The 22,826-nt window shown below is 59.7% G+C and carries 15 protein-coding genes and 7 pseudogenes; 10 read left to right on the top strand and 12 right to left on the bottom strand.

The features are described 5' to 3' along the window. Window positions 1-116: 116 nt before the first annotated feature. Both QOV41_RS13390 and QOV41_RS13385 read right to left on the bottom strand, forming a co-directional pair. On the bottom strand, window positions 117-1,535 hold the full coding sequence (locus tag QOV41_RS13390; protein ID WP_284577221.1) for a mannose-1-phosphate guanylyltransferase/mannose-6-phosphate isomerase: 1,419 nt from the start codon (window positions 1,533-1,535) through the stop codon (window positions 117-119). A 257-nt stretch (window positions 1,536-1,792) separates the two neighbouring features. After that, window positions 1,793-2,899 carry a glycosyltransferase gene (locus QOV41_RS13385; protein WP_284577219.1) on the bottom strand — a complete coding sequence of 369 codons (1,107 nt, stop codon included), beginning with the start codon at window positions 2,897-2,899 and terminating at the stop codon, window positions 1,793-1,795. A 745-nt stretch (window positions 2,900-3,644) separates the two neighbouring features. Between QOV41_RS13385 and QOV41_RS13380 the strand changes: the two genes are divergently transcribed. From QOV41_RS13380 to QOV41_RS13370, 3 genes and pseudogenes are all read left to right on the top strand, one after another. Continuing rightward, the gene (locus tag QOV41_RS13380) at window positions 3,645-4,775 is read left to right on the top strand and encodes a glycosyltransferase family 4 protein (protein ID WP_284577217.1); all 1,131 of its coding nucleotides are present in this window, start codon (window positions 3,645-3,647) and stop codon (window positions 4,773-4,775) included. Window positions 4,776-4,845: 70 nt separating this feature from the next. Then, entirely contained in the window at window positions 4,846-6,114 is a 1,269-nt protein-coding gene (locus QOV41_RS13375) for a sugar transferase (RefSeq protein WP_284577216.1), read from the top strand. 115 nt (window positions 6,115-6,229) lie between these two features. Then, window positions 6,230-7,303, top strand: a pseudogene (locus QOV41_RS13370) (IS5 family transposase); the annotation flags it as partial. A gap of 20 nt (window positions 7,304-7,323) precedes the next feature. Here the strand turns inward: QOV41_RS13370 and tnpC (QOV41_RS13365) are convergent. From tnpC (QOV41_RS13365) to QOV41_RS13350, 4 genes and pseudogenes are all read right to left on the bottom strand, one after another. Continuing rightward, window positions 7,324-8,404 (bottom strand): annotated as a pseudogene (gene tnpC, locus QOV41_RS13365) (IS66 family transposase); the annotation flags it as partial. A gap of 70 nt (window positions 8,405-8,474) precedes the next feature. Continuing rightward, window positions 8,475-8,822, bottom strand: coding sequence for an IS66 family insertion sequence element accessory protein TnpB (gene tnpB, locus QOV41_RS13360; RefSeq protein ID WP_284577214.1), 348 nt, complete (start codon window positions 8,820-8,822; stop codon window positions 8,475-8,477). After that, complete coding sequence (tnpA, locus tag QOV41_RS13355; RefSeq protein ID WP_284577212.1) at window positions 8,819-9,184, bottom strand: IS66-like element accessory protein TnpA; 366 nt, start codon at window positions 9,182-9,184, stop codon at window positions 8,819-8,821. Before tnpA ends, tnpB (QOV41_RS13360) begins: the two co-directional genes overlap by 4 nt. Before the next feature lie 95 nt (window positions 9,185-9,279). Continuing rightward, a pseudogene (locus QOV41_RS13350) lies at window positions 9,280-9,673 on the bottom strand (IS66 family transposase); the annotation flags it as partial. Window positions 9,674-9,742: 69 nt separating this feature from the next. Between QOV41_RS13350 and QOV41_RS13345 the strand changes: the two are divergent. Continuing rightward, window positions 9,743-10,765 (top strand): IS110 family RNA-guided transposase, encoded by a 1,023-nt coding sequence (locus tag QOV41_RS13345; protein WP_284577211.1) that lies wholly within the window; start codon window positions 9,743-9,745, stop codon window positions 10,763-10,765. A 276-nt stretch (window positions 10,766-11,041) separates the two neighbouring features. Here QOV41_RS13345 and tnpC (QOV41_RS13340) read toward each other — a convergent pair. From tnpC (QOV41_RS13340) to QOV41_RS13325, 4 genes and pseudogenes are all read right to left on the bottom strand, one after another. Then, window positions 11,042-12,124 (bottom strand): annotated as a pseudogene (gene tnpC, locus QOV41_RS13340) (IS66 family transposase); the annotation flags it as partial. Between the two features lie 47 nt (window positions 12,125-12,171). After that, entirely contained in the window at window positions 12,172-12,534 is a 363-nt protein-coding gene (gene tnpB / locus QOV41_RS13335) for an IS66 family insertion sequence element accessory protein TnpB (RefSeq protein WP_284577210.1), read from the bottom strand. Next, window positions 12,531-12,896, bottom strand: a complete 366-nt coding sequence (locus QOV41_RS13330) for a transposase (RefSeq protein ID WP_284577209.1) — start codon at window positions 12,894-12,896, stop codon at window positions 12,531-12,533. Before QOV41_RS13330 ends, tnpB (QOV41_RS13335) begins: the two co-directional genes overlap by 4 nt. 354 nt (window positions 12,897-13,250) lie before the next feature. Next, window positions 13,251-13,475, bottom strand: a complete 225-nt coding sequence (locus QOV41_RS13325) for a hypothetical protein (RefSeq protein WP_284577208.1) — start codon at window positions 13,473-13,475, stop codon at window positions 13,251-13,253. A 519-nt stretch (window positions 13,476-13,994) separates the two neighbouring features. Between QOV41_RS13325 and QOV41_RS13320 the strand changes: the two genes are divergently transcribed. Continuing rightward, complete coding sequence (locus QOV41_RS13320; protein WP_284577206.1) at window positions 13,995-15,002, top strand: DUF4214 domain-containing protein; 1,008 nt, start codon at window positions 13,995-13,997, stop codon at window positions 15,000-15,002. Window positions 15,003-15,403: 401 nt separating this feature from the next. Further along, window positions 15,404-16,953 (top strand): annotated as a pseudogene (locus QOV41_RS13315) (ISL3 family transposase). Between the two features lie 555 nt (window positions 16,954-17,508). Here the strand turns inward: QOV41_RS13315 and QOV41_RS13310 are convergent. After that, complete coding sequence (locus tag QOV41_RS13310) at window positions 17,509-18,543, bottom strand: hypothetical protein (protein WP_284577205.1); 1,035 nt, start codon at window positions 18,541-18,543, stop codon at window positions 17,509-17,511. Window positions 18,544-18,807: 264 nt separating this feature from the next. Between QOV41_RS13310 and QOV41_RS13305 the strand changes: the two genes are divergently transcribed. From QOV41_RS13305 to QOV41_RS13290, 4 genes and pseudogenes are all read left to right on the top strand, one after another. Continuing rightward, window positions 18,808-19,308: a transposase gene (locus QOV41_RS13305; protein ID WP_284577203.1), complete on the top strand. Its 501-nt coding sequence runs from the start codon at window positions 18,808-18,810 to the stop codon at window positions 19,306-19,308. A 39-nt stretch (window positions 19,309-19,347) separates the two neighbouring features. Next, a pseudogene (locus tag QOV41_RS13300) lies at window positions 19,348-20,487 on the top strand (IS110 family RNA-guided transposase). A gap of 284 nt (window positions 20,488-20,771) precedes the next feature. Next, a complete protein-coding gene (locus QOV41_RS13295) occupies window positions 20,772-20,984 on the top strand; it encodes a hypothetical protein (RefSeq protein WP_284577201.1) in 213 nt (70 codons plus the stop codon). A 9-nt stretch (window positions 20,985-20,993) separates the two neighbouring features. After that, complete coding sequence (locus QOV41_RS13290) at window positions 20,994-21,416, top strand: transposase (protein WP_350151166.1); 423 nt, start codon at window positions 20,994-20,996, stop codon at window positions 21,414-21,416. Between the two features lie 500 nt (window positions 21,417-21,916). Here the strand turns inward: QOV41_RS13290 and QOV41_RS13285 are convergent. Beyond that, window positions 21,917-22,744 (bottom strand): annotated as a pseudogene (locus QOV41_RS13285) (IS256 family transposase); the annotation flags it as partial. Window positions 22,745-22,826: the final 82 nt, after the last annotated feature.

The following is a 22,826-nucleotide window of genomic DNA, read 5'->3' as shown; positions in this document are numbered from 1 at the left end:
GCAGGGCCCCGCTTGCTGGGAGGTGATCGACCACACCAGTTGCCGTTCCTTCGACTTGTGCCGACGCTTCAGATGCTGGTTGCCCGCGCCGCAAGATGGCTTCTGGACGCGACTGATCAAACGCGAGCGTACACATCCTCGTATCGAACGATATCGTCTTCACCCAGATACGGACCTGTCTGCACCTCGATCAGCGTCATGGGCAACTTGCCTGGATTTTCCAGCCGGTGCTTCGACCCAAGCGGAATATAAACGGACTGATTTTCCGTGACGAGTTTGACCTCATCTTCGATTGTCACTCGAGCTGTGCCTTCGACCACGATCCAGTGCTCTGAGCGGTGGTGATGGGACTGGAGGCTCAATACACCTCCTGCATTTACCACGATGCGTTTGACCTGAAACCGGCCTGAACGGGCGACTGTCTCATACCAGCCCCATGGCCGGTGGTCACGGGGTGAGGCTTCTGCTTGGCGGGCGCCCTTCACTTTCAGCGCTGACACCGCTAGCTTAACGTCTTGGCTGCGTGCCAGGTCCGCTATGAGAACAGCGTCGGACGTTGCAATGGCAACAATGTTTTTTAACCCGATCCCAACGACCTCTAGCCGCTCGTCTTCTGAACGCAGCAGTGTATCGGAGCACTCAATGGCAGTGGCATTGCCATTGAGCGCCACCCCGTCTGGGTCGACCGATGAGGCTCGCAATACCGCGTCCCAGCTGCCTAGGTCTGACCATCCGGCGGCGAGAGGGACCACGGCAAGATTGTCGCTCTTCTCCATGACTGCATAGTCGATCGAAATATCCTCAGCCGTGCTCCAGGCTTTCGGGTCAAGTCTCAGGAAACCCAGGTCTGTCCTGGCATCTGCCAGTGCGGCTCCCACCTGGTTCACCAAGGCAGGGGCGTGCTGACGGAAAGCATCTACCATGGTTGCAACTGAGGCCAGGAAGATCCCGGAATTCCAGAGATAGGTACCCGAGGCTATCATCTCTTCAGCGCCTTGGTAACTTGGCTTCTCAACGAAGCGTACCAAGTCAATTGGAGCGGATGTGCCACTCGGTTGCTGCGCTAGTTCAAGATAGCCATAGCCAGTCTCAACACGGTCTGGAATGATGCCGAACGTGACGATCTTGCCTTCAGTTGCCGCCGGAAGGCCGGTCTCAACTGCCGCTCGAAACGCGTCAGGATCCGGAATTGCATGATCCGAAGGTGCGATCAGCATGAAACTCTCTGGATTGCTGCGCTGCAGCCAGAGCGCTGCCGCAAGCACCGCTGGTGCTGTGTTGCGAGCCTCCGGCTCGATGAGAATAGCACCTGGGTCTATGCCGACCTTTTGGAGCTGTTCGGTGACGACAAAACGGAAGTCCGCATTGGTAAGTACCAGCGGTGATCCATATCCTGCACCGGAAAGGCGCAGTGCCGAAGCTTGAAACAGCGTCTCCTCGCCGAGGAGCGACACGAACTGTTTGGGGAAGGCTTTCCGGGAGGCAGGCCACAAGCGCGTACCGAAACCGCCGGAGAGAAGAACGGGTGTAATCATAAGGTTTGCTGACCTAAACCAGATTGGAGTCTACGCGCTTCGGCTCAGACAGCTTGGAATCTGAGTGGCTTCTGAACGATGGGTACTGGTAATTGTCTAGAGCGCACTGTTCAAGGTGGGTACGTATTTCTCGATCACAGAATGCAGAGACAGCGCGTGCAAAGGCTGCGGATCTCTCTAGCTTTGATGGCGTTGATGATACCATCCACGCAGGCGTCGGACGGAATGTTTGTTAGTAGCGAGATTTGACCGAGCTGCTAGCGCTCTTTCGCGTCGAGGCTTCTGTAAAGCTCAACATAGCCCTTCGTCATATCCTGGGCTGTAAAGAGACGATGAGCCCGTTCCGCCGCAGCGCGGCCGTAGCTTGCGCACCGCTCTTGATCGTTCCAGAGGCTGTTCATGGCATATGTGAGGGCCTCTGCATCCGCCGGCGGAACCACAATCCCGGTCTCTCCATCAACATTGACATAGCTGGTCCCTGTTCCCAGTTCGCAGCTTATCATGGCCTTGCCTGTAAACGCCGCCTCCAGTAGGGCCACGCCAAAAGCTTCAGAGCGAAGGTGTGAGGGAAATACAAAGGCGGTGCACAGGTGAAGTAGTGCCGCCTTGTCCTCGTCGGCTACGGGTCCCACCATGGTGATATTTGGCAGGTCAGCCGAAGCGATGTTTCGGTGCATTTCCCCATCGCCGACAATGACCAGCGGCAATCCACTCGCCTTGGCTGCATCGATCAGGAACTGAATTCCCTTGTAGTACCGCAGCGCACCTACGAAGAGAAAGAACCGACTGCCGAGGCGCTCACTCCAACTCCGCAACCGTTCCGGTGTAGGTGCGGGTTGCAAAGCTGGATCCAAGCCGATGGGTATGACGCTGGTCTTGCCAAGATAGCGCTCAAGAATGGGGCTGGTTTGCATATAGTTGGGAGAGGTCGCCACGATGTGGTCAACCTGTTCCAAGAAAACCCTGCGTAGCGGTGAGTAGAACTTCTCCAGCCCCTTCTGGCGGACGATGTCTGAATGATAAGTCAGAAGGGTCGGGCGAGCGGGGCGAGCGAGAAAGTGTGCAAGGTCCATCATGGGCCAAGGGTAATGATAATGCACCACATCCGCGGCGCGGGACTGCTCACGTAGGGCGCCGACCAGATCAAGTGATAGCCCCGTCGAAGCGTAGTTGATCAGCAGCCTTGATTTCCGAGCAAAATGCCGACCTACATCGACGGAGTTTTCGGCTGGGTGGCGGCTAAGGGACAGAACTTCGCTTTCGATGCCCAGATCGGCACATCCTTCAGCGATCTGCCAGATAACCCGTTCAACACCGGCGAAGCTCTCGGGCAGATAGGTTTTGAACACGTGGAGAATGCGCATCTTTGTGGGCTTTAGCTCGCCAGAGCACTCCATCAATAACCCTGCCTCGAACTGAAGCAGTTAGTTCCTATCACCCGCAACCGAGCGACAACAGCGCCTAAGGAGAATTCGGTGTTGTTCTCGCGCTTGGAACGACGCGTGGGCTGCTACAGCTTGGAATCGGTAGCCGGAGCTGGGTTCTGCCAAGTTCCTTCAGGGTCACTCTACTTCAACGGACAAGCCAGTAATCCGCTCAGTGGGCTAATCCGCCGCTCCACCTGCGCTTCCTCGCAAATCAGACATAGAAGAGTTGCTCGTCACTCGCAAACTCTATCTGCCGTCCTTTGCAGGCCGCCATGGAAGCGATATAGAAACGGGCTGACTCACCACCTTCAGGGCGGGTTCGCGGTAGCGGAGTGCCTCGACACCTCTACCAGTATTGTTGTAGGTGACGACCTTTGTGGGTGTGGGTGACTTTGCAAACCGTTGTAGCCATCCTCGGTAGGTCCAACCCACTCCAGCACTCATTCGTAGAGGGCATGCTGGCACGGTCCCTTCCACTAGCCCGCTCGAGGAAAGTTCGCATCGTTGTGCCCACGGAGGGAAACCGAGTGAATTCACCTCACCGGTACGGACGAGCAACTGGTCTGTCAGTTTTGTATCCGGCCCGTAGGCTCAATCCAAGTCGTAGCCTTGACTATGTGCGCCGCCTCCTTCGTTATGATGCACAGGTTCCTGCTCCAGAAAACCTTTTGGCCAGTTCACCTTGATACGCAAGGTACGATTCGCAATCATCAGCAATGATGCCTTCTCGCTACTAAACTTCCGCGCACCGCTTCTTGAAGACATCGCGCGGCGGGGGCATCAGGTATTCGCCCTTGCCCCAGGCATTGATGCGACGAAGCGGAAGGCACTAGCCAACATAGGCGTCGAGGCGGTCGAAATTTCCTTATCGCGCACGGGGCTTAATCCGGTGCGTGATGTCACAGATTTGCTCCAACTGCGCCACGTCCTGGCAGGCCTCTCTCTGGATGCGGTTCTAAGCTTTGCAATTAAGCCCGTGATTTATGGCACTTTGGCAGCGGCAATGGCAGGAGTTCCGCAACGATACGCTCTTGTCGCTGGGTTGGGCTACGCCTTTGACATGCGGGCTCGCGAACGTCTGCCCGGCGCGTCGATCCACTGTGTAGCGCGGTTGCTTTATACCCTCGCGCTTAGCCGAGCTGAAAAAGTATTCGTTCAGAATCCTGACGACGCTCGTGAACTGCAAGCCATGGGGATGGTCAAGGGTGACCAGATCGTGCGCGTTAATGGAACAGGCGTAGATCTCTCCGCGTGGCCCCTTCTCCCTCCAGCAAACAAGCCAATCACCTTCGTACTCGCCGCGCGGCTATTAGCTGCAAAGGGGATTGTCGACTACGTGGAAGCGGCGAAGATCATTAAGGCCAAATTTCCTGAGGTGCGCTTCGTTCTCCTCGGCGGAGTTGATTCCAACCCCGACGCGATTGCTCTTGCTCACATTAAGCAGTGGGCAGAGAACAAGATCATAGAGTGGCCCGGCCATGTCGACGTCCGCCCGTGGCTTGCCCAAAGCGGGGTGTATGTCCTTCCGTCCTACTATAGGGAAGGGCTTCCGCGTTCAATCCAGGAGGCGATGGCGAGTGGCCGTCCGGTAATCACCGCCGACACACCGGGGTGTAGGGAAACGGTGGTAGAAGGTGTTAACGGGTTCTTCGTGCCGCCCCGAAACCCCGCTGCTCTGGCTGAAGCGATGCAAAAGTTTATCGATGAGCCAAGCCTAGTGTCGGAGATGGGTCGCCAGAGCCGGCGTCTCGCCGAACAGAAGTTCGACGTGCGTACGATTAACGCACAAATGATCGAAACCATGGGGCTCTAGTGCAGCGCCACCGCCAAGGCACAGCCTCATGCTAAAGCGCTCTCGACGTCGATCCGGCCCGAGCTATCCGGTGCGTGATCTCTCCTATGTTCAAACACAAGGTGGGCGCACGCGACGTCACCGCTTCGCTCGCGAGATACAGTCTTTTTCCTTCGCCGTAGGCGTGGCGGTGATCCTGCAGGCGCTGTGCTACCTCTACATTATCACGCTTCCGGGGCGAACAGACTGGCTCAATATCAGCGCCGCGATTCTCGCCCTCTCCTTCGTTCCTTTGATATCTGCGGCAATTCTGACGGCGTTTCGGCGCCATGAGGCGCCCATTGTTATCTCCAGTGTGGTGACTGCCGCGCTCTTCAGCGTCGCTGTTAGCGTTCTATCGGCTCTGCGGGTCCCGGTGAGCTATTCGGGGCTGGCGCTGTGTCTTCCCATTACTGTGTTCTGTATGGCGTTTGCCAATGTCCGCTTTCACCGCCAGCTGGATGAAAGAGTGGCTCTGGCAGGCTTTTCTGGTTCAGACCACGTCATGCGTGAAATCGGCGAACTGCCTTTGCTCGCTGGGCCGGAAGCTGAACTCGGGGGCACCGAGATCCTGTTGATTGACCCCACGGAGCACCACAGCGAAGCATGGTCTCCGCTGTTGGCGGCCTGTTATCTGGGCGGCATCGAGGTCATGCCGTGGATGCGCTATCTGGAAATAAAGCGGGGGAGATTGGACGTTTCGAGTTTCGACACATCGCACCTGTCGTACGCACCCGGCCAGATGCTCTATGCGCGTACAAAGCGCTTCTTTGATCTAGCCGGTGTGCTTCTGAGCCTGCCACTGACGGTGCCTATCGCGGCGCTTGTCGCGCTTTACATATTTGCACGAGATGGCAGCCCGGTGGTCTTTGTTCAGATCCGTCGCGGATATGGTGGGCGCCGCTTCCGCATGTACAAGTTCCGAACTATGTACCGGGGTAGTGGGGGCGGATCGACCAGTATCGGCGATAAGCGGATCATTCCAGGTTGTGAACTGATCCGGAAGTTGCGTTTCGATGAGCTGCCTCAGATCGTCAACATATTGCGCGGCGATATGAGCCTGATCGGCCCCAGACCTGTTGCGGAATACGTCTCTCGAGCGGTTGAGGAGGTCGAGCCTAAATACGCCTTGCGGTCACTAGTCTTGCCCGGCATCACCGGCTGGGCACAAGTGACGTCGGGTTACGCCGGAACCACGCAGGAGGAGCTCGAGAAGCTCTCTTTTGACCTATACTACATCAAGCATCTCTCGCTGGATCTCGATCTGCTCGTGCTCTTCAAAACAGTCAAAACGGTGCTGTTCGGCTCTGGAGCGCGTTGATAGGTGAAAAGCTCTAAGCCACCTTCGTCTCACATCTAGCAGGGTGTTGAAGAAGTCGCTCGTCGGATCGGCTGTCGCGTGATTCAATGGTGTCCGCTGATTTGGGGAGGCGGGATTGCGGGGATCGGACGAGAGAACTGGTGCCTTGTTCAGCTATGTGGATCTGGAGTCACGGGTGCGGAAGGATCACCCGCTGCGTACGATCCGTCGGCTGGTGAATGAGGCGCTGCTGGCGCTGGAAGGTGAGTTTTCTTCGCTATATTCGGGTTTGGGGCGGCCCTCCATCGCGCCCGAGAAGCTGCTGCGGGCGATGCTGCTGCAGGCATTCTATTCGATCCGTTCGGAGCGCCAGTTGATGGAGCGGCTGGAGTTTGACCTGCTGTTCCGCTGGTTCGTGGGCCTCGGGATCGATGATGCTGTTTGGGACCATTCGAGTTTCTCGAAGAACCGCGACCGGCTGCTCGAGGGCGATATCGCGGCCAAGTTCCTGGCAGCGGTCCTGGCACAGCCCCCAGTCAAGAAGCTGCTATCCACGGAGCACTTCTCGGTCGATGGCACGCTGATCGAGGCGTGGGCGTCGATGAAGAGTGTCCGGCCCAGGTGCCCGGAGGACAACGCGGATGAGCCGCCTGGGAGCAGTGGTGGGCGCAACCCGGATGCGAGCTTTCATGGTCAGAAGCGGTCGAACGCCACCCATGCATCGAGCACCGACCCGCAAGCCCGATTGTACAAGAAGGGTGCGGACAAAGAGGCCAAGCTCTGCTTTATGGGGCACGGACTGATGGAGAACCGCCACGGACTTTTGGTCGATGCCTGCCTGACGCAGGCGGACGGCCATGCCGAACGAGTGGCGGCGCTGCATATGATTGAGCCCCATGCCGATCGGCCGCGGACGATTACGCTGGGCGCCGACAAAGGATATGACGCTGAGGACTTCATCAACGAGCTGCGCTCGATGCAGGTGACGCCGCATGTCGCCCGCAACATCAGCGGCCGCCGCTCCGCGATCGATGGACGCACGGCACGCCATTCCGGCTACGCCGTGAGCCTGCGCATCAGAAAGCGGATTGAAGAGGCCTTCGGCTGGATCAAGACCGTGGCCGGACAGCGCAAGACTAGGTTCAAGGGGCTCGAACGGGTTGGCTGGGCCTTCACCTTCGCTGCCTACAATCTGGTGCGGTTGCCAAAGAATGATTGCGGAGATCCGGCGCTCGCCTCGATATCGGCCAGCGTGAAGAAGGCGCGGCGCGCGTGGCTCCTCCAGGACCGGACCGGGTTGGCGACCAGCATCATAGAGCCGGGCATAGCCGCCATAGGCGTCGGCCTGCAGAATACCGGACCAATCCGCCAGGTGTTGCCTTGGATGCTCACCGGCGCGATTGGGCGAATAGTAGAACAGCGCTGCTGGTGGCGCCGGTCCGCCAAAGGGTCGGTCATCGCGGACATAGGTCCAGATCCGGCCCGTTGCGGCCTTGCCTCTGGCAAGCACCGGCACGGTGGTATCATCGCCGTGCAGCCGTTCGGCACCCATGACGTGAGCCGCCAGCCTATGATGCAAAGGTTCGAGCACCGCCGCGGCCGCTCCGACCTGATCGGCAAGGGTCGAGAGGCTGAGCGGCACGCCCTCGCGACCATAGCGTTCCACCTGCCGGTTAAGCGGTTGATGCTGGCCGAACTTCTCGAACAGCATCATTGCCAGTAAGCCGGGGCCCGCCCAGCCGCGGGCAACCACATGAAATGGTGCCGGTGGCTGGCTGATCTTCTCGCAGTCCCGACAAGCGAACTTCTCACGCACCGTCTGAATGACCTTCCAGCGGCGCGGAATGACTTCGAGCGTCTCGGTGACATCTTCACCGATCCGGCTCAAGCGGGTGCCGCCGCAAGCTGAACAAGTACAAGGCGCAGGAATGACGACGCGCTCGCGCGGCAGATGCTCAGGAAACGGCTGGCGGGATGGTCGGCGCCGTTCAAAGCCGGTTGCAGCGGCGGCCTTGCGGGCCGCCAGCTGAGCCATTGCCTCGTCCTGGCTGGCCGTGGCTTCCAACTCCTCGAGCTGAAGCTCGAGTTGGTCCAGCAGGCGGCTGCTCCGCTCCGACCTGGCGCCGAAAAGCTGGTGCTTGAGCTTCTCGATCTGCAGCTTGAGATGCGCGATCAGTGCCTGGTCATCGGACCGCTCGGCCCGAGCGCCCAGCAGTGCCGCCTCAGCTTGGTCGGCCCGCATGGTGGCCGCTGCCAAGGCCGTTTTGAGGGCTTCCACATCATCGGGCAGGGGCGAAACACTGGACTGCATGGCCATGATGGAATCATAGCCATGCTCAGGCGTGAAGCAGAAAATTGCGCCAAGACGAAAAGAAAAGGGTCTACCCCGCGCGCGTGGGACGCCAGCTCTGCTGCGGGTTACGCCAGTCGATCCCCTCGAGCAGATAGCTCATCTGACCGCAGCTCAAATGGACGACACCACCCTCCGTGGAGGGCCAGATGAAGCGCCCACGTTCCAGGCGCTTGGCATAGAGCGACAGGCCCACACCGTCGTGCCAGAGGGCCTTGATCAGTGTTCCGCTGCGCCCCCGAAACACGAACACGTCTCCGGCAAACGGGTCCCGTCCCAATCCTTCCTGGATCAGGCGTGCCAAGCCACCCATACCCTTGCGCATATCGGTATAGCCGCTGGCCAGCCACACGCGCACATCGGAGCGAACCGGGATCATCGCAGTGCCCGCAGTACCGAAGTCACCAGCCCTTCGGGCGCCTGGGGCGAAATACGTACGCTTCGGCCAGGCGCCAGATCTACGATGATGGCGGGCGAGATCGCAGTTGGCTGGTCAGCCCAACCCCGCTGCGCAGGATGAGGGGCATCCTGCTGCAACACCGCTGGTACAAACGCCGGCTCCTCACCCTTGAGAGCCTCACGGCGCCACTTGTAGATCAGGCTCGTGGAAACATCGAACTGCCGCGCGACCTTGGCAACAACAGCGCCGGGAGCGAAAGCCGCCATCAGGATCGCCTCGCGCTCCCCATCGCTCCACTGCCGCCGACGCTCGGGACCAGAAATAACCGTCACATGACCCATGCTGTGCTCATAACTGCGCTCGTAAGAGCATACTCATGAGCGCAGCATCAGACCGAAGCACCTAAACGGACAAGGCGGCCTTCACCGAAGGCGTACGCCCAAGCGCGGCCACCACCATCTGAGCCGGCGAAGAGCGCATTCTTGCGGGTGATGGTCTGCGGACGGATTGCCCGTTCGACGATATTTGAGTCGATCTCGATGCGACCGTCGGCAAGGAAGCGCTCGAGAGCGGCGCGGCGGCTGACGGTATAGCGGATGATCTCGGCCAGTTTGGACTTGCCCGACAGGCGCGGCAGCTCCCGATCCAGCATGGCGAACAGGTCGGTCACGATGGGGCGTGATCGCTCGGCAGGCGCGAACCTCGGCACCATACCCGCGGATGTCCTCCTCAATGGCCCAGAGCGGCGCCATGGCCTTGACTACGACACCGGCAAAGGGCGAGCCATCGCTGGCATGCAGGTCGAAGAACCTGCGCCGCGAATGATGGTATGGACGCCCCCTTCCGCGGCATCGCGCAGAGGGGCACCATAGGGCTTCATCAGAGTGAAGGAGGGTACCATGCCAAACGCAGTTCACGTAGTTGGCCTCGATATTGCCAAGTCCGTCTTTCAAGTTCATTGCGCCGATGAGCGCGGTAGAGTGGTAGTCAGGCGCCAGCTCAAGCGCGAGCAGGTCGAGCCTTTCTTCCAGGCTCTACCAGCCTGCCTCGTTGCTCTTGAGGCCTGCCCGGGTGCACATTATTGGGGCCGGCTGTTGCGCAGCATTGGACACGATGTGCGGTTGATCCCTGCGCAATATGTACGGCCCTATGTCAAGACCAACAAGAATGATGCCGCCGATGCGGAGGCCATCTGCGAAGCGGTAACGCGACCCACGATGCGTTTTGTTCCGATCAAGGAGGAGATGCAGCAGGAGGTCCTGGTCATTCACCGCGTCCGGGAGATGCTCATCCGCCAACGCACCCAGCTCATCAATGCGATCCGAGGCCATCTGGCCGAATTTGGCGTCATCGGGCCGAACCGAGCTCACAACATCGGCTTGTTGACCGTGATGATCGAAGATGAAAGCGAGACCCGCATCCCGTCGGTGGCGCGACATGCGTTACGATATCTTGTCAGCCAGCTTCGTGAGATCAAAACCAAGCTAGTCCAAATCGATGACGATCTTGCTCTGGTGGCGAAGTCCTCTGAGGCTTGCCGCCGCTTGATGACAATCCCTGGCGTCGGCGTCATCACGGCCAGTGCCCTTGTTGCTTCCATGCGTGATCCAAGCGACTTCGCATCAGGGCGCCACTTTGCCGCTTGGCTTGGGCTCGTGCCCAGACAGCATTCAACGGGGGGCAAAGAACAGCTCGGTGGGATCAGCAAGCGCGGCGACGGATATCTGCGAAAACTGCTAATTCATGGCAGTCGCTCAATCATGCGATGGAAGGGTCGCTCCTGGACATGGCTAGCTCAGCTACGTGATCGCCGACCCGCGAATGTCGCAGCAGTTGCCATCGCCAATAAAACAGCCCGAGTAGTTTGGGCGTTGCTGCGGTTCGGCGGAATTTATGGTCAGCCCGTACAAAGGGCCGCGTGACACCGAGGTAGTGCAGTTCTGCCTGGAAACGGGCTGAAGCGGTTGCGAGGACAGAAAAGCGTGTGATGGCAAGCCGGGCGTTCCGGGACCAGGTGAACCCGTTGGGCGCATCGAACTTCGAGTTCGCGCAGTGTGATTGGGGTCTGGTTCGCGGATATTCCATCAAGGCCGGTGACGCAGGGTGCGTCACAACACGAGAGGCCGAATAGATGACTGCAGCCGCAGGCTCCGCCAGAAACGCGTGAAAAGTTCTTGCAAAACCGGGGGCGTCCATAGATGCGCCCAGCACCCGGCCAGGGTCATAGCGTCGTTAGCGCCACGATCCTTACCCAGTCGGTCGTAGGCGGCGTACCCGTCCACCTGCAGGATCCCGCGATAGCCATCCAGATGTCGGACGACGCAGTCACCCGATCGACTGTCCTCGAAGCGATAGGCCACCATAGGTGGTCCTGATCCGCCGAACGGTCGATCGTCCCGGGCATAGGCCCAGAGCCAAGCCGTCTTCACCTTCCCGGATCCCGGTGCCATCGTCGGTAACCGGGGCTCGTCGGCAAAGACGCGCTCCCCCTGTTTGATGGTATGCAGCACATATTGGGCCAACGGCTCGAGTTCGAAGCCGAGCCGTCCCATCCACTGGGCCATCAGCGAGCGTTCCAGTTCCACCCCGTCCCGGGCATAGATCTCCTCCTGCCGGTAAAGCGGCAAGCCGTCGGCGTATTTGCTGACCGCGATTTGGGCCAGCAGCGCCTCGGTGGGGATGCCACCGGCAATCAGGTGGTCGGGCGCCGGCGCCTGCACGATGCGGTCTTCGCCGTCAGCCAGGCGATAGGCGTATTTAGGGCGGCGGGTGATGATGACGCGGAATGTGGCCGGGATCACATCGAGGCGCTCGGAGACGTCCTCGCCAATGCGCACGGCTTCAAGGCCCACGCAATCAGCTGGCACCTCTGGCTCGATCACCTGCTCGATGCGTTCCAGGTGCGGCGCAAAGCCCTTGCGCGGACGTGAAGCACGCGGCGCTGCAGCTTGTTTGTCGCGCGCGGCCAGCCCGGCCTCGATCTCGCCGATGCCGGTTTCGATTTCATCGAACACGAAGGCCATCTGCTCATCATCGAGTGGGTCGTGACGCAGGCGTTCCGAGCGTGTGCCATATTGGGCGCGCTGCAGCATGGCGATGATCGAGGTCAGGCGCGCGATGCGCTCGTCGGCCGTAGCGTTGATGAGCTTGACTTCGGCGATTTCGGCTTCCAGCGCCAGGCGCTCTTGATCGGCCGACGCCTTCTGGGCATGGGCAGCAGCAATCATCGCCTTGAGGGCGTCAACGTCATCCGGGAGCTGCTGCGGATCGGCTGGAACCATAGGCGCATCATGGCACAAAAGGCTCCAGATTGCCTGAGGGTTTTGGGTCAGTGAGTCAGTCTGCCGCAGGCTTTTACCCAGCCGTTTGCGAACGGCTCACCGGCACCGCGCGCACCCGTTTCCAGTCCATGCCCTCCACCAGCGACAGCAGTTGGGCATGGCTCAGCTGGACCCGGCTGTTGCCGATCCTGGGCCAGCAGAACGCCGCTTTCTCCAGCCGCTTGGCGTAAAGGCAGAGGCCGGTCCCGTCCCATCTTGATCCGGTCTGCACGTTTGGCGCGGAACACGTAAAGCGAGCCGTTGAACGGATCGGCACCGGCATCGCGCACCAGCCCGATCAGACCTTCAGGTCCCTTCCTGAAGTCGACCGATTGGCTGGCTAGATACACCTTCACGCTCGAGGGGATCATGCCGACCTGATGGCACGGATAACACGGCGCAGATGGTCCTCACTCACCGCCGGCCCAACGCGGACTGTGGCACCCGCGATGCCGATCTCGATGACCCCGCCCGAGGTGCCAGAGTCTTCGCCAAGCCGTTCATGCCGTTCAACCTGGCCCTTGGCTATGGCTTTGCGGCGCCAGCCGAACAATTGGGACGGCGACATCCCGTAGCGCCGCGCAATCGCCGACACGTTCACGTCGGGGGCCAATGCCTCTTCGACGATCCGCGCCTTGGTCTCGTCCGGCCAGTTGCGCCGTCCCACTACCGGACTGTTCTCTATTCGGTTCGGCACCACCTCCAGCAACTGGAAGCTTCTATCACTGGGCATATGCGCAGTCATAGGAACTCACACCGTCATCAAGCTACGGTGCCAATACCTCGCCACTCACCTTCACGTCAGACGGGATGGCCTTGGCGCTTACGAAGACTGGGATGGAAAAGATAGTGTGGGGCCCTCGCGGAGCGGTCGAAATAGAAAGAAGCACACCTCCGTTTACGCTGAGATATCTCCCGTCACGGGGCCTACCGGTAGGCACAGGAGCTACGACAGCAGTGCCGTTCCTACTACCTCGGGCCAGCGCAAGACTGGGCAAACTGGGCATAGGCCTAACCGACGGCGGCGATCTCCAAGTTTTTCCGGAGGCGGCGGGGCGGTGCGCAGTCCATGACCGACCAGCAACCGTTAGACTTCCTGGTCGATCACAAGCGTAGGGTCTGAGAGCTCCAAAGCTTGGAGCACCTTGCGCGCTTCAGAGGCGTAATGCGCCGCTGCGTCACGATCGTTCAGCGGGTGAGCAACAAGGACCTCCCCGTCCAGCAGCACAACGGCTAGATGCGGCAACGCCGAACCGGCTGGTGCCTCATAAACTACCGCCGTGGCGCGGCTATAGCGAAGATGGAGCGTCAATTTGCAAAACTCCTTGGACACCGCGAAGGCCTCGCCGGACCTGTAGTACCACTTTTCTCTCCTGATTGCTTGGTCAACTTCCTAGACCGGCACGGGAAGTGACTCGCTATCTAGGAACATCCGGCCTCCGAAGGTTTGGGAGACGAACCTTGTGAACAAATCTTCTCCACCGGACCGGGGCCTCCCTAACGGGCCTATGCTCCAAATGCCTCGAGATTTGATGGGATACTCTAATCCTCGAATAGGATAGAGCCTCGGGAAACAACAGCGGTGATGTTCTTTCCTGAAGTCGGCATCGGTGAGGGCCGTTGGCGTTGCATCATGGCGGAGATTATACCTCGAGCCGGTGCGCCAAGCCGAAGTCCATTGGCCAGGCTGTCTCCTTCACCGACCATCAGCTAATTGCCGAATCTCGGCAATCAAGCTGCACCGTAAAAGAAAGGTTAACGCAACATCGGCGTTGACCTCCGTGGATTGATCACGTTCAGTCGACTAGTACATTTGTTCAAGGAGAGCGCCATGGCCGTTGTTAACTCTTACGTCTCGCTGAACACGATCGACCCGAGCGCCTGGTATGGGCAAGTGTATGAGGCCAGCAGCACTCGCCTCGTTGTAAGTGACGGCTTTCTGACCGCTGTATATGACGGGTACGATTTCCGGTACTCTGCCGACTACTACCTGACCGGCGGCGTTCTAACGGGCTACTCGCAATACGATGGCGACCAGCTTGCCTCTGAAACCTACGACTTCCAGATCCCAGCGCACCTGGCGGACGGTTACATCGCGTCTAACAGGTTGGGCGACCTGTTCAGCCTTGTGTTGGCAGGTGACGACGAAATTTTTGGATCCGTACATGCGGACCGGATCTCGGGTTATGACGGTAACGACTATATCTACGGCAATGGAGGTGACGACTACATCAACGGAGCCGGCGGTGACGACGTCATCTATCTCGGCAGCGGAAGTAGCTCTGTTGCCGGTGGAGCAGGGTTGGACTGGGTTGTGCTCCAAGGGGTGGGGAATAATTACCGCCTGGAAAGGTTCAGCGCTGAACTCGACTTGTACAGCGCCGCCGATCGTATCGACGCGACCCTTACCGGTGTTGAACGCCTACAGTTCGATGACGGTGTGCTTGCCTTGGATCTCAATGGCAATGCGGGGCAGGTCTACAGATTGTATCAAGCAGCGTTCGAGCGCACGCCAGACAATGAGGGGTTGAAGTACTGGATCGGCCGCATGGACGAGGGAAACACCACGCTGGTCGATATTGCGGACAGCTTCTTGTACTCGCCTGAGTTCGTAAGTACCTTCGGTACAGAGCAGACGGTCTCGGATGCCGAATTCGTTGACCTGCTATACACTCACACTCTCGGCCGCGACTACGACCAAGGCGGCTACAATTACTGGGTGGGTAAACTTGCCGCCGGTGAAACTAACCGCCGCGACCTGCTGGCATTCTTCTCGGAGAGCAACGAGAACAAGGCACAGACCATCGGCGAGATCAGCGATGGCATCTGGCTATACTGAAGTGGATTGCTGACGCTGCCCATCACTCCTTGCCGGCCACTTTCCAGAAGTGAATGTGGAGCGCGTGCGATCATCGATCGAGTTGGCGCGCTGGCCATTGTTCGACAAAAGGCGTTATCGCGCATTCGCCCGACAAGGGGCAAGTGTCCCATAGAGGACATCATTGACCATTCGGCTCGAATTGCGGCCTCTGCCAGCGGGCGTCGCCTAAGGACACTGCTGCCATGGGGACACTCTCCATCAATCCAGGGAGTCGGGAGGGCGTTCCGGAGATGATAAGAGGTGGCGGCGCCACCAGACCAGAGCAAGGGGTGTGTTTCGGCGTGCAATTTGGCTCTGACTCAGCTTTGGTGAAGTTGGCGAGCTGACTGGCGGTGATTCCCGTCAGCTAGGATTGCTACATGCAAAGGCCGCTTCGCCTCTCGTCTCTGGTACCGCGAGGCTTCGCGGTCACAAGCGCTACATCGACTGCCGATACCACGATGGTGGAGATCCACAGCACCGGTGCCACCAGTCGATGCCCCAGCTGTGGTGCCGAGAGTGGCCGCGTCCATAGCCGCTATCGCCGGCGCATTGTCGATCTGCCGATGGCTGGGCGGTCTGTACGACTGATCGCGACCGTCCGCCGGTTTCGATGTGAGGTAGTTACCTGCGGTCAGATCATCTTCACGGAGCGGTTCGAACATCAGGTGCTGGCGCCGTGGTCCAGACGCACTGGCAGGCTGGAGGGCCTGGTCCATCATCTTGGGCTGGCATTGGGCGGCCGCCCCGGAGCTGTCTTCGCCAAGCGACTGATGCTGCCTGTCAGCAACGATACACTGTTGCGGGTGGTTCGGCGACGGTTGCCCGGCATTCCCGCGTCCGAGGTGATTGGCATTGACGATTGAGCCTGGCGACGTAACCAGCGCGACGATTGTCTGTGACCTTGAGCGACGGCGGCCAATAAGCCTGCTCCCGGGAGCGTGAACCTGCCACCGCTCAGGCTTGGCTAAGCGAACAACCCCAGATAGCCATCGTGGCGCGCGACCGGGGCGGTGCCTATTCCCTGGCGGTAAGCAAGGCGCTGCCGCACGCCGTCCAAGTTGCCGATCGATGGCACCTGATGGAGAACGCCAGCCGCGCCTTCCTCGACGCTGTCCGCAAATCTATGCGTCACATCAGAGCCGCGATTGGCACTGCTACCATCAACCCGGAGCTTCTAACTGCTGCCGAGCGGATCCAATACGAAGGCTACCAGCGCCGCGAGGAGGCCAACGCTGCCGTCTTCGCATTGGCCAAGGACAACGTGGCGATCAAGGAGATTGTCCGTCGCACCGGCCATAGCCGTGGTCTAGTCCGGCAGATCCTTCGCGGTCAGCGTGAGGATGTGTTCAGGGTTCGTGAGAGTTCTCTGGAGGTCCACCTGCCATGGCTCGACGCCCAATGGGCCGCCGGTCATCGTAACGCTGCCGAACTTTGGCGACAGCTAAAGGCCCAAGCTTTTTGCGGCTCGCTGCGGGTCGTCTCCGAGTGGGCAACGCGCCGACGGCGAGCCGATAGGATGGATGCCGATACCTTGCGGCGCAGCCCATCGGCGCGAACTATCGCGCGACTGATGACAACCTCAGGGGACACACTATCAAAGGCAGAGACCGTCACGGTCGCCGCCGTCGAGGCAGGCGTCCCCGCGCTGATCAAAGCGCGCGAGATTATGGGGGCCTTCCACGTCATAATACGGCGCACGACCGAGGCCGATCTCAATCCCTGGATCGAGCGAGGTCGCACCAGCCTAGTGGCATCGTTCGCCAACGGCGTCGACCGAGATATCCAGGCCGTCCGAGCTGCCATCGTGTCCAAGTGGTCGAACGGTCAGCCGGAGGGCCAGATCACCAAGCTCAAGTTGGTGAAGCGGAAAATGTACCGGCGGGGGAAGTTAGACCTGCTGCAGGCCCGGTTGACCGGTGCCCGCTGATGCTCCAGATCACCAAAACTGCGTCAGAGCCAGTACTGAACGCCGATAAGGGGTCAATGTTCCGGGCCGATTGACCTAAGGGGGCTGGGACTGGCAGGTGCCTTGCTGCATGAACATGGCGCTGGGATCCTGTCCGATGGCGGAGAAGATCGCTTGATCTCGTCACCAGGCATGCCTGGCAAGGGCGCTAATTTTCCTCCCGGCCGGCGCTTTTGACCTTTGCCAGGAAAAAGCATGGCGGGATACTGCTGCGCTGGTGATCTGCTCCAACCCGCTTTGGGAAGTGGTTTTGCGCGAGCAGCTCGTTTGCGTGCTTCCGCTCCTCAGTGAACACGGGTCTGGGTTTGAATTCGTTGGTCTGACGATGCGGAAAAAGAGGGTCAAGTTCCATCAGGTGACCAGAAGGTGCCCCGTCCTGGCAAGAGAGACTGGCCCAGAACCGTCTCGCGTGCAAGTGCTTCCAGGGTGTACGGAATGCGCGACGGGAGAGCGTTCCCCTCCAGCAGGTAGCGCGAAAACACAGGGCGTTACTGCGGGCCGACCATTTGTGGCAGCTCACCCGTCTGCCTCGGAGCGGTCATGCGCGGAATGGTCGTCGAACTCGGCTTCGAGACTCTCTTCCCAGCTATCGTCGTGGTGATCGTCCCATGCCTCCTCCGGTTCCTCCAGGCCGAGATCATCAGATGCTTCGGCGAAATCAATTCGGTTGGCACTTTCTGCCTCCACCTCCGAGGCGTAAGCGTCATGATCGTCACGGGTGTCATCCACGTCAAAGGAGCTTCCTGCTTCTTCTTGCGCTTCAGGTACAACTTGCCCGGCGTTGCGTGTCGGTGCCGGGGCAGCCGGTATGCTGGCTTGTTTTGCTAGCTCTGTTTGGAGCTCTGCGACCTGACGCGCGATGCGATCGTTTTCCGCCTCAAGAGATCTGATCAAGAGATGCTCTTTGCGAGGCCGGCGATCGCGCAGCGTTGCGAGACGAACATGGCCGAAATGGCCGCTCACCGAGCTATGAAAGCTATCCTGGCAAGACTGCATGGCCACCACGTACGCAGCGTCCTGGTCACGCGAAGAAGCACCGGCGGCGGCGGCCGCTTTTTTTGCTCGCCGGCCAGGATGTACAATCTCCCATTGCAACTGCCCGTCTTCAGCGACTGGAGGCAGCACAAAAGCATGGACGTGACCGTAGGTCTCATCCTGATGTTCCAAGACGCCACTCAGATGTGGCCCGAATTGCTCCTGAAGCCAGGCAACCACATACGCCTTCCAGCGCCGGTAATCGCTGCAATCTTTCTCCATCTGGAGAAGTGGCACCGGATAGGAAGCTACGGCGCACATGAGTAAGCCTGCGTCGGAGCGCAGCCTGCGTCCGCGACAATCGCGACCGAGAACTCCGAGTGCTTGCACCTTCTTGCCTATGGCGTGGAGCGATTGCCCGTATAAGTGTACCGGCGGCACTGGCGATTTAAGGTGACCCGTCGCCGAGGGCACGCGCGCGGCCTCGTTTAGCATACCTTGGGCAGTCTCGTGGCGCGATGCGCCCTTTCGCGCCTTTCGACCATAGATGCTGACATGAAAGAACTGCGAAGCCATAGTGCCGCCATTGCAACCGTACGATCAAATTGTAACGGCGAATTATGCAATAGTCTAGACCGACTATGCTGTCAGTTTTGCGAAATGCGAAAACAATCCAAATAACAAGTATTATGACATAATCTGTTCTATTCGCGAGTATTCTGAGCTGCTCCGATTTACTCTGATTGATTCCGATGCGGCTCAGTCTGGAGACCCTCAAAAACCCTCGCGCCTTTGCTGCAGCCATGATTCATTGATGGCGCCCGATCATGGAGCGTCATCATGGATCCGCATTCGCTTTTCAGCCTGAACGATCACCTTGAAGCGCTGAGCGAGCATGGCGATCCGCTCGAGGTATTGGAGCGGACGGTGGACTTCGAGTATTTCCGCGGCTGGCTTGTCGAGGGGCTGGGTTATGGCGATGGCAGCAAGGGCGGACGCCCGCCCTTCGATCCGGTAGCCATGGTGAAGATCCTGATCCTGCAGGCCCAGCACAACCTGTCCGATGCCCGCATGGAGTTCATGATCCGGGATCGGCTCAGCTGGATGCGGTTCCTGGGCTTCTCGCTGGGTAACCGCACCCCCGATGAGAACACCATCCGCCATTTCCGCAACCGGATGACCGAGACCGGCACGCTCAAGCGGGTGATGAAAGCGTTCGACTGGCAACTGCACAAGAAGGACTACATCCCCATGTCGGGGCAGATCGTCGATGCCTCCCTGGTGCCGGCGCCCAAGCAGATCCTATGGGGTGGATGGCGGCCTGCGGCTTTTGCAGAATGAGGTTGTCCTTCCCACTCAATCTGTGAGGCGACCATGCATATGACAGCACGAACCACCCAGCCAACCGCCATCCGCACTGATCTTGGCGCAAATTTCGTGTCGATGGAACTTAGCCGTTCTAAGTGGTTGATAACATGGATATCGCCGGGGAACGGGGAGAAGATGTCGAAGCATTCCGTGCGAGCTGGAGACATGGCCGGGCTATTTGCTCTATTTTCGAAACTGCGCGGACGAAGCCGGTCCAAAACCGGGCATGACTACCCGATCATCACGATCCAGGAGGCCGGGCTCGACGGCTTCTGGATACACCGAGTGCTCGAGAACGACGGAATCGAAAGCCATGTCGTTGATCCCGCCTCGATTGCGGTATCGCGCCGCCGTCGACGAGCCAAGACGGACCGCATTGACGGGAGGCGCTTCTTCGAACCTTGATGGCCTACAAGCGCGGCGAACCACGGGTCTGTGCCATGGTTCGGGTGCCGTCGACCGAGGAAGAAGATCATCGCCGGCTTTGCCGCGAACGTAAGACGCTAACCAATGAGCGTGTCGCTCATGTCAACCGCATCAAGGGACTCCTGTTCTCGCAGGGCATCACGGATTATGCGCCGTTGAGCAAGGATCGGCGACAACGGTTTGAAGAACTCCGGACTGGCGATGGACGTGTTTGGCCTCCACACATGAAAGCGCAGATTTGTCGGAAGTTGGATCGGCTTGAGCTTCTTCTTGAGCAGATCGTCAGTCGAAGATGAGCGGGACGCACTCATCGCGGCGCAAGCCACAGTGGTGAAGTCGCCGCCTGCCAAGATGCTGCTCGAGATCAAGGGCATCGGCGCCGAGTTCGCTGCTGTGATATCGTCTGAATGCTTGTTCCGGCAATTTGATAACCGCCGCCAGGTCGCCGCATATGCAGGATTAGCTCCCACCCCATGGCAGAGCGGCTCCATCGATCGGGAACAAGGCGTCTCGAAAGCGGGGGCAACCCAACACTGCGGGCCACGCTGATCCAGATGTCCTGGCTTTGGCTACAACATCAGACGAATTCTACACTGACCCATTGGTTTAAGGATCGTGTTCGGCGGACGAGGTCGTTTGAAGAAGTCGACCATCGTGGCACTCGCGCGTAAGCTTCTGGTGGCGCGCGTCGTCATCGAGGGGGCGGTCATGAAACGGGCGGGGTAGAACCCGCTCGCAAGCATTTGGAGTTCCATCAGGACCAGATCAGTCCTGACGGATCCAGGTCGGCGAACCGATGTTGCGCTTGGCGAAATGCCGCTTAAGCAGAATGGTCACATCGTCCTGAGCCTTGCCCGCCGCACGCGGGATGTTGGTGCGGCCGCATCAGCGGCGACCGTATGTGAGTTGGACCAGGCTCGGCAAACGAGCCGTGTCATGCAACTAGGCTCGGAACCTGGATCCCAAGCTGTGCAAGTTGGAGGAAGCCTATGCCGGACCAATGATGAATCTTGACAGGTCCATTCCCATGTGAGCGCAACACTGATGGCGAGCAGCAGGCCATCAAAGCGGGCAAGACGGCTGAGGAGATCTGGCCGGACGAGCCGGCCAAGGCGGCGCAGAAAGATACAGACGCGCGCTGTACGCTCAAGATCGGCGGCAAGGTGCGGTATCGCCCAGATGGCACACCGTTGCCCATGATCGCCCTGCCGGTGTTCGGATAAAAATGCCATATCAGCATCGACCGGCGCTATGGCTTCATCCGGGCCGCTGCCGTGACCTCGGCCAACCATCCCGATGGGCGCACGCTGCGCCAGGTCATCGACCGGCAAAACACTGGCAGCGAAGTCTGGGCCGACAGCGCTTACCGCTCACAGAGCAACGAGGCTTGGTTGGCCGACCGCATGCTGACCAGCCGCATCCATGGGCGCAAGCCCAAGGGTAAACCGATGCCGATCGCGACCGCCAGAGCCAATGCGGCCAAGTCTGCGATACGTGCCAAGGTCGAGCATGTCTTTGCCCATCAGAAAAACCGGTTCGGCCTGTTCATCCGCACCATCGGCATCGCCCGAGCCGAAGCCAAACTCACCTTGGCCAGTCTTACCTACAACTTCGACCGCCTGATCCTCCACGAAAGGTGCGTTGCCAGGGCATGAGTCTGCCCGAAAGCGAGAAGTGCCCTTTTCGAGCACCGCAGAAATCAAACCCAAGGCCCAAATGCCGCCCGAGATGCTGATTTAGCCCGCCCTCACGAGAACGCCAGGCTCAAACACCTATAGTTTTTGCGGCCGTCCAGCTGATTGCCTTTACCCAGGTTTTGCCTCGGCAACACGGATGCGGAGGCCGGGAGTCGGAGACCGGCACTTCCAGGTGTTTGCGGTTCGCACACTGCGTTGCACGAGAGGGGAGCACTCCAGAGCCAGGAGCAGGTCGGGGATGTCCCCGATGTGGGCACCCAAGAGGCAGAGCCGATGATGGGCAGCCGGACCAAGGAAGGAAGGGCAAGCGCTGACCCTGTCGATCCGGCCAAGCGCCTAAGCACAAGGGTGCGTCCCGAACGCTCCCGATCTATGGCAACATCCACGGGTCGATCGTGCCCCTTGGCGTGGTGTAACTGAGGCGAGGCCTCCACGTATATCCGGCTTGGCCGGGTTGATCAGCGTGCGGGAACTGCCGGCAAGCTGACGAGGGGATCATCGCTCAATGGCGCGACAGATTCCAGTGTCATGTATCTGGCGCGCTGAACCGCCCACTCATCATTTTGCTCGAGCAGGATCGCGCCGACTAGCCGGGTGATGGCGTCCTCGTTGGGGAAGATGCCCACGACCTCGGTCCGGCGCTTCACCTCGCCGTTGGCCCGTTCAATCGGGTTGTTGCTGTGCAACTTGGCCCGATGCTCCTTGGGGAAGCTCATGTAGGCGAGGACGTCGTGCTCGGCCTCGTCCATGATAGCGGCGAGCTTGGGCACGCGAGGGCGAATTTGGTCGGCAACGGCGCGCCACTGGGTGCTGGCCGCCTCCGGCGTCTCCTGGGCGAAGGCCGTGGCGATAAAGGCACTGGCCACGCGGCGACCGCTCTTGCCGGCATGGGCGAGGACGTTGCGCATGAAGTGGACGCGGCAGCGTTGCCAGGTGGCGCAGAGGACCTTGGTGACAGCCGCCTTGATGCCCTCATGAGCATCGGAGATCACCAGCTTCACGCCTCGCAGGCCCCGGCGGGTCAACTTGCGCAGGAACTCGGTCCAGATCGCCTCGGCCTCCGAGGTGCCGATCTCCATGCCCAGCACCTCGCGCCGGCCATCGGCATTGACGCCAACGGCCATGATGGCCGCTACCGAGACGATGCGGCCGCCCCTGCGCACCTTGAGGTAGGTCGCGTCGATCCACAGGTACGGCCAGTCCCCTTCGATCGGCCGCTCGAGGAAGGCCTTCACCCGGCCATCGATCTCCTCCCACAGCCGGCTGACCTGGCTTGTGTGGATGCCAGCCGTTATGCAAGGAAAATTTGAACTTTTTGAGCGTGTGATCGAGTGCGGTCTTGTGTCAGGCCTTCATTTGCCGCCGTTC

The organism is Devosia sp. RR2S18, assembly GCF_030177755.1.
Lineage (GTDB): Bacteria > Pseudomonadota > Alphaproteobacteria > Rhizobiales > Devosiaceae > Devosia > Devosia rhizosphaerae.
The sequence above is the reverse complement of the archived record's forward strand: the minus strand, read 5'-3'. Positions and strand labels throughout refer to the sequence as shown.

Excerpts from the sequence above, each read along its gene's own strand:
- QOV41_RS13385 (WP_284577219.1), bottom strand. The coding sequence starts at position 2,899 with ATGCGCATTCTCCACGTGTTCAAAACCTATCTGCCCGAGAGCTTCGCC.
- tnpB (WP_284577214.1), bottom strand. The coding sequence starts at position 8,822 with ATGATCCCGGTTCGCTCCGATGTGCGCGTGTGGCTGGCCAGCGGCTAT.
- QOV41_RS13320 (WP_284577206.1), top strand. The coding sequence starts at position 13,995 with ATGGCCGTTGTTAACTCTTACGTCTCGCTGAACACGATCGACCCGAGC.
- QOV41_RS13305 (WP_284577203.1), top strand. The coding sequence starts at position 18,808 with ATGGATCCGCATTCGCTTTTCAGCCTGAACGATCACCTTGAAGCGCTG.
- tnpB (WP_284577210.1), bottom strand. The coding sequence starts at position 12,534 with ATGATCCCCTCGAGCGTGAAGGTGTATCTAGCCAGCCAATCGGTCGAC.
- QOV41_RS13390 (WP_284577221.1), bottom strand. The coding sequence starts at position 1,535 with ATGATTACACCCGTTCTTCTCTCCGGCGGTTTCGGTACGCGCTTGTGG.
- QOV41_RS13330 (WP_284577209.1), bottom strand. The coding sequence starts at position 12,896 with ATGCCCAGTGATAGAAGCTTCCAGTTGCTGGAGGTGGTGCCGAACCGA.
- QOV41_RS13310 (WP_284577205.1), bottom strand. The coding sequence starts at position 18,543 with ATGGCTTCGCAGTTCTTTCATGTCAGCATCTATGGTCGAAAGGCGCGA.
- tnpA (WP_284577212.1), bottom strand. The coding sequence starts at position 9,184 with ATGGGTCATGTGACGGTTATTTCTGGTCCCGAGCGTCGGCGGCAGTGG.
- QOV41_RS13345 (WP_284577211.1), top strand. The coding sequence starts at position 9,743 with ATGCCAAACGCAGTTCACGTAGTTGGCCTCGATATTGCCAAGTCCGTC.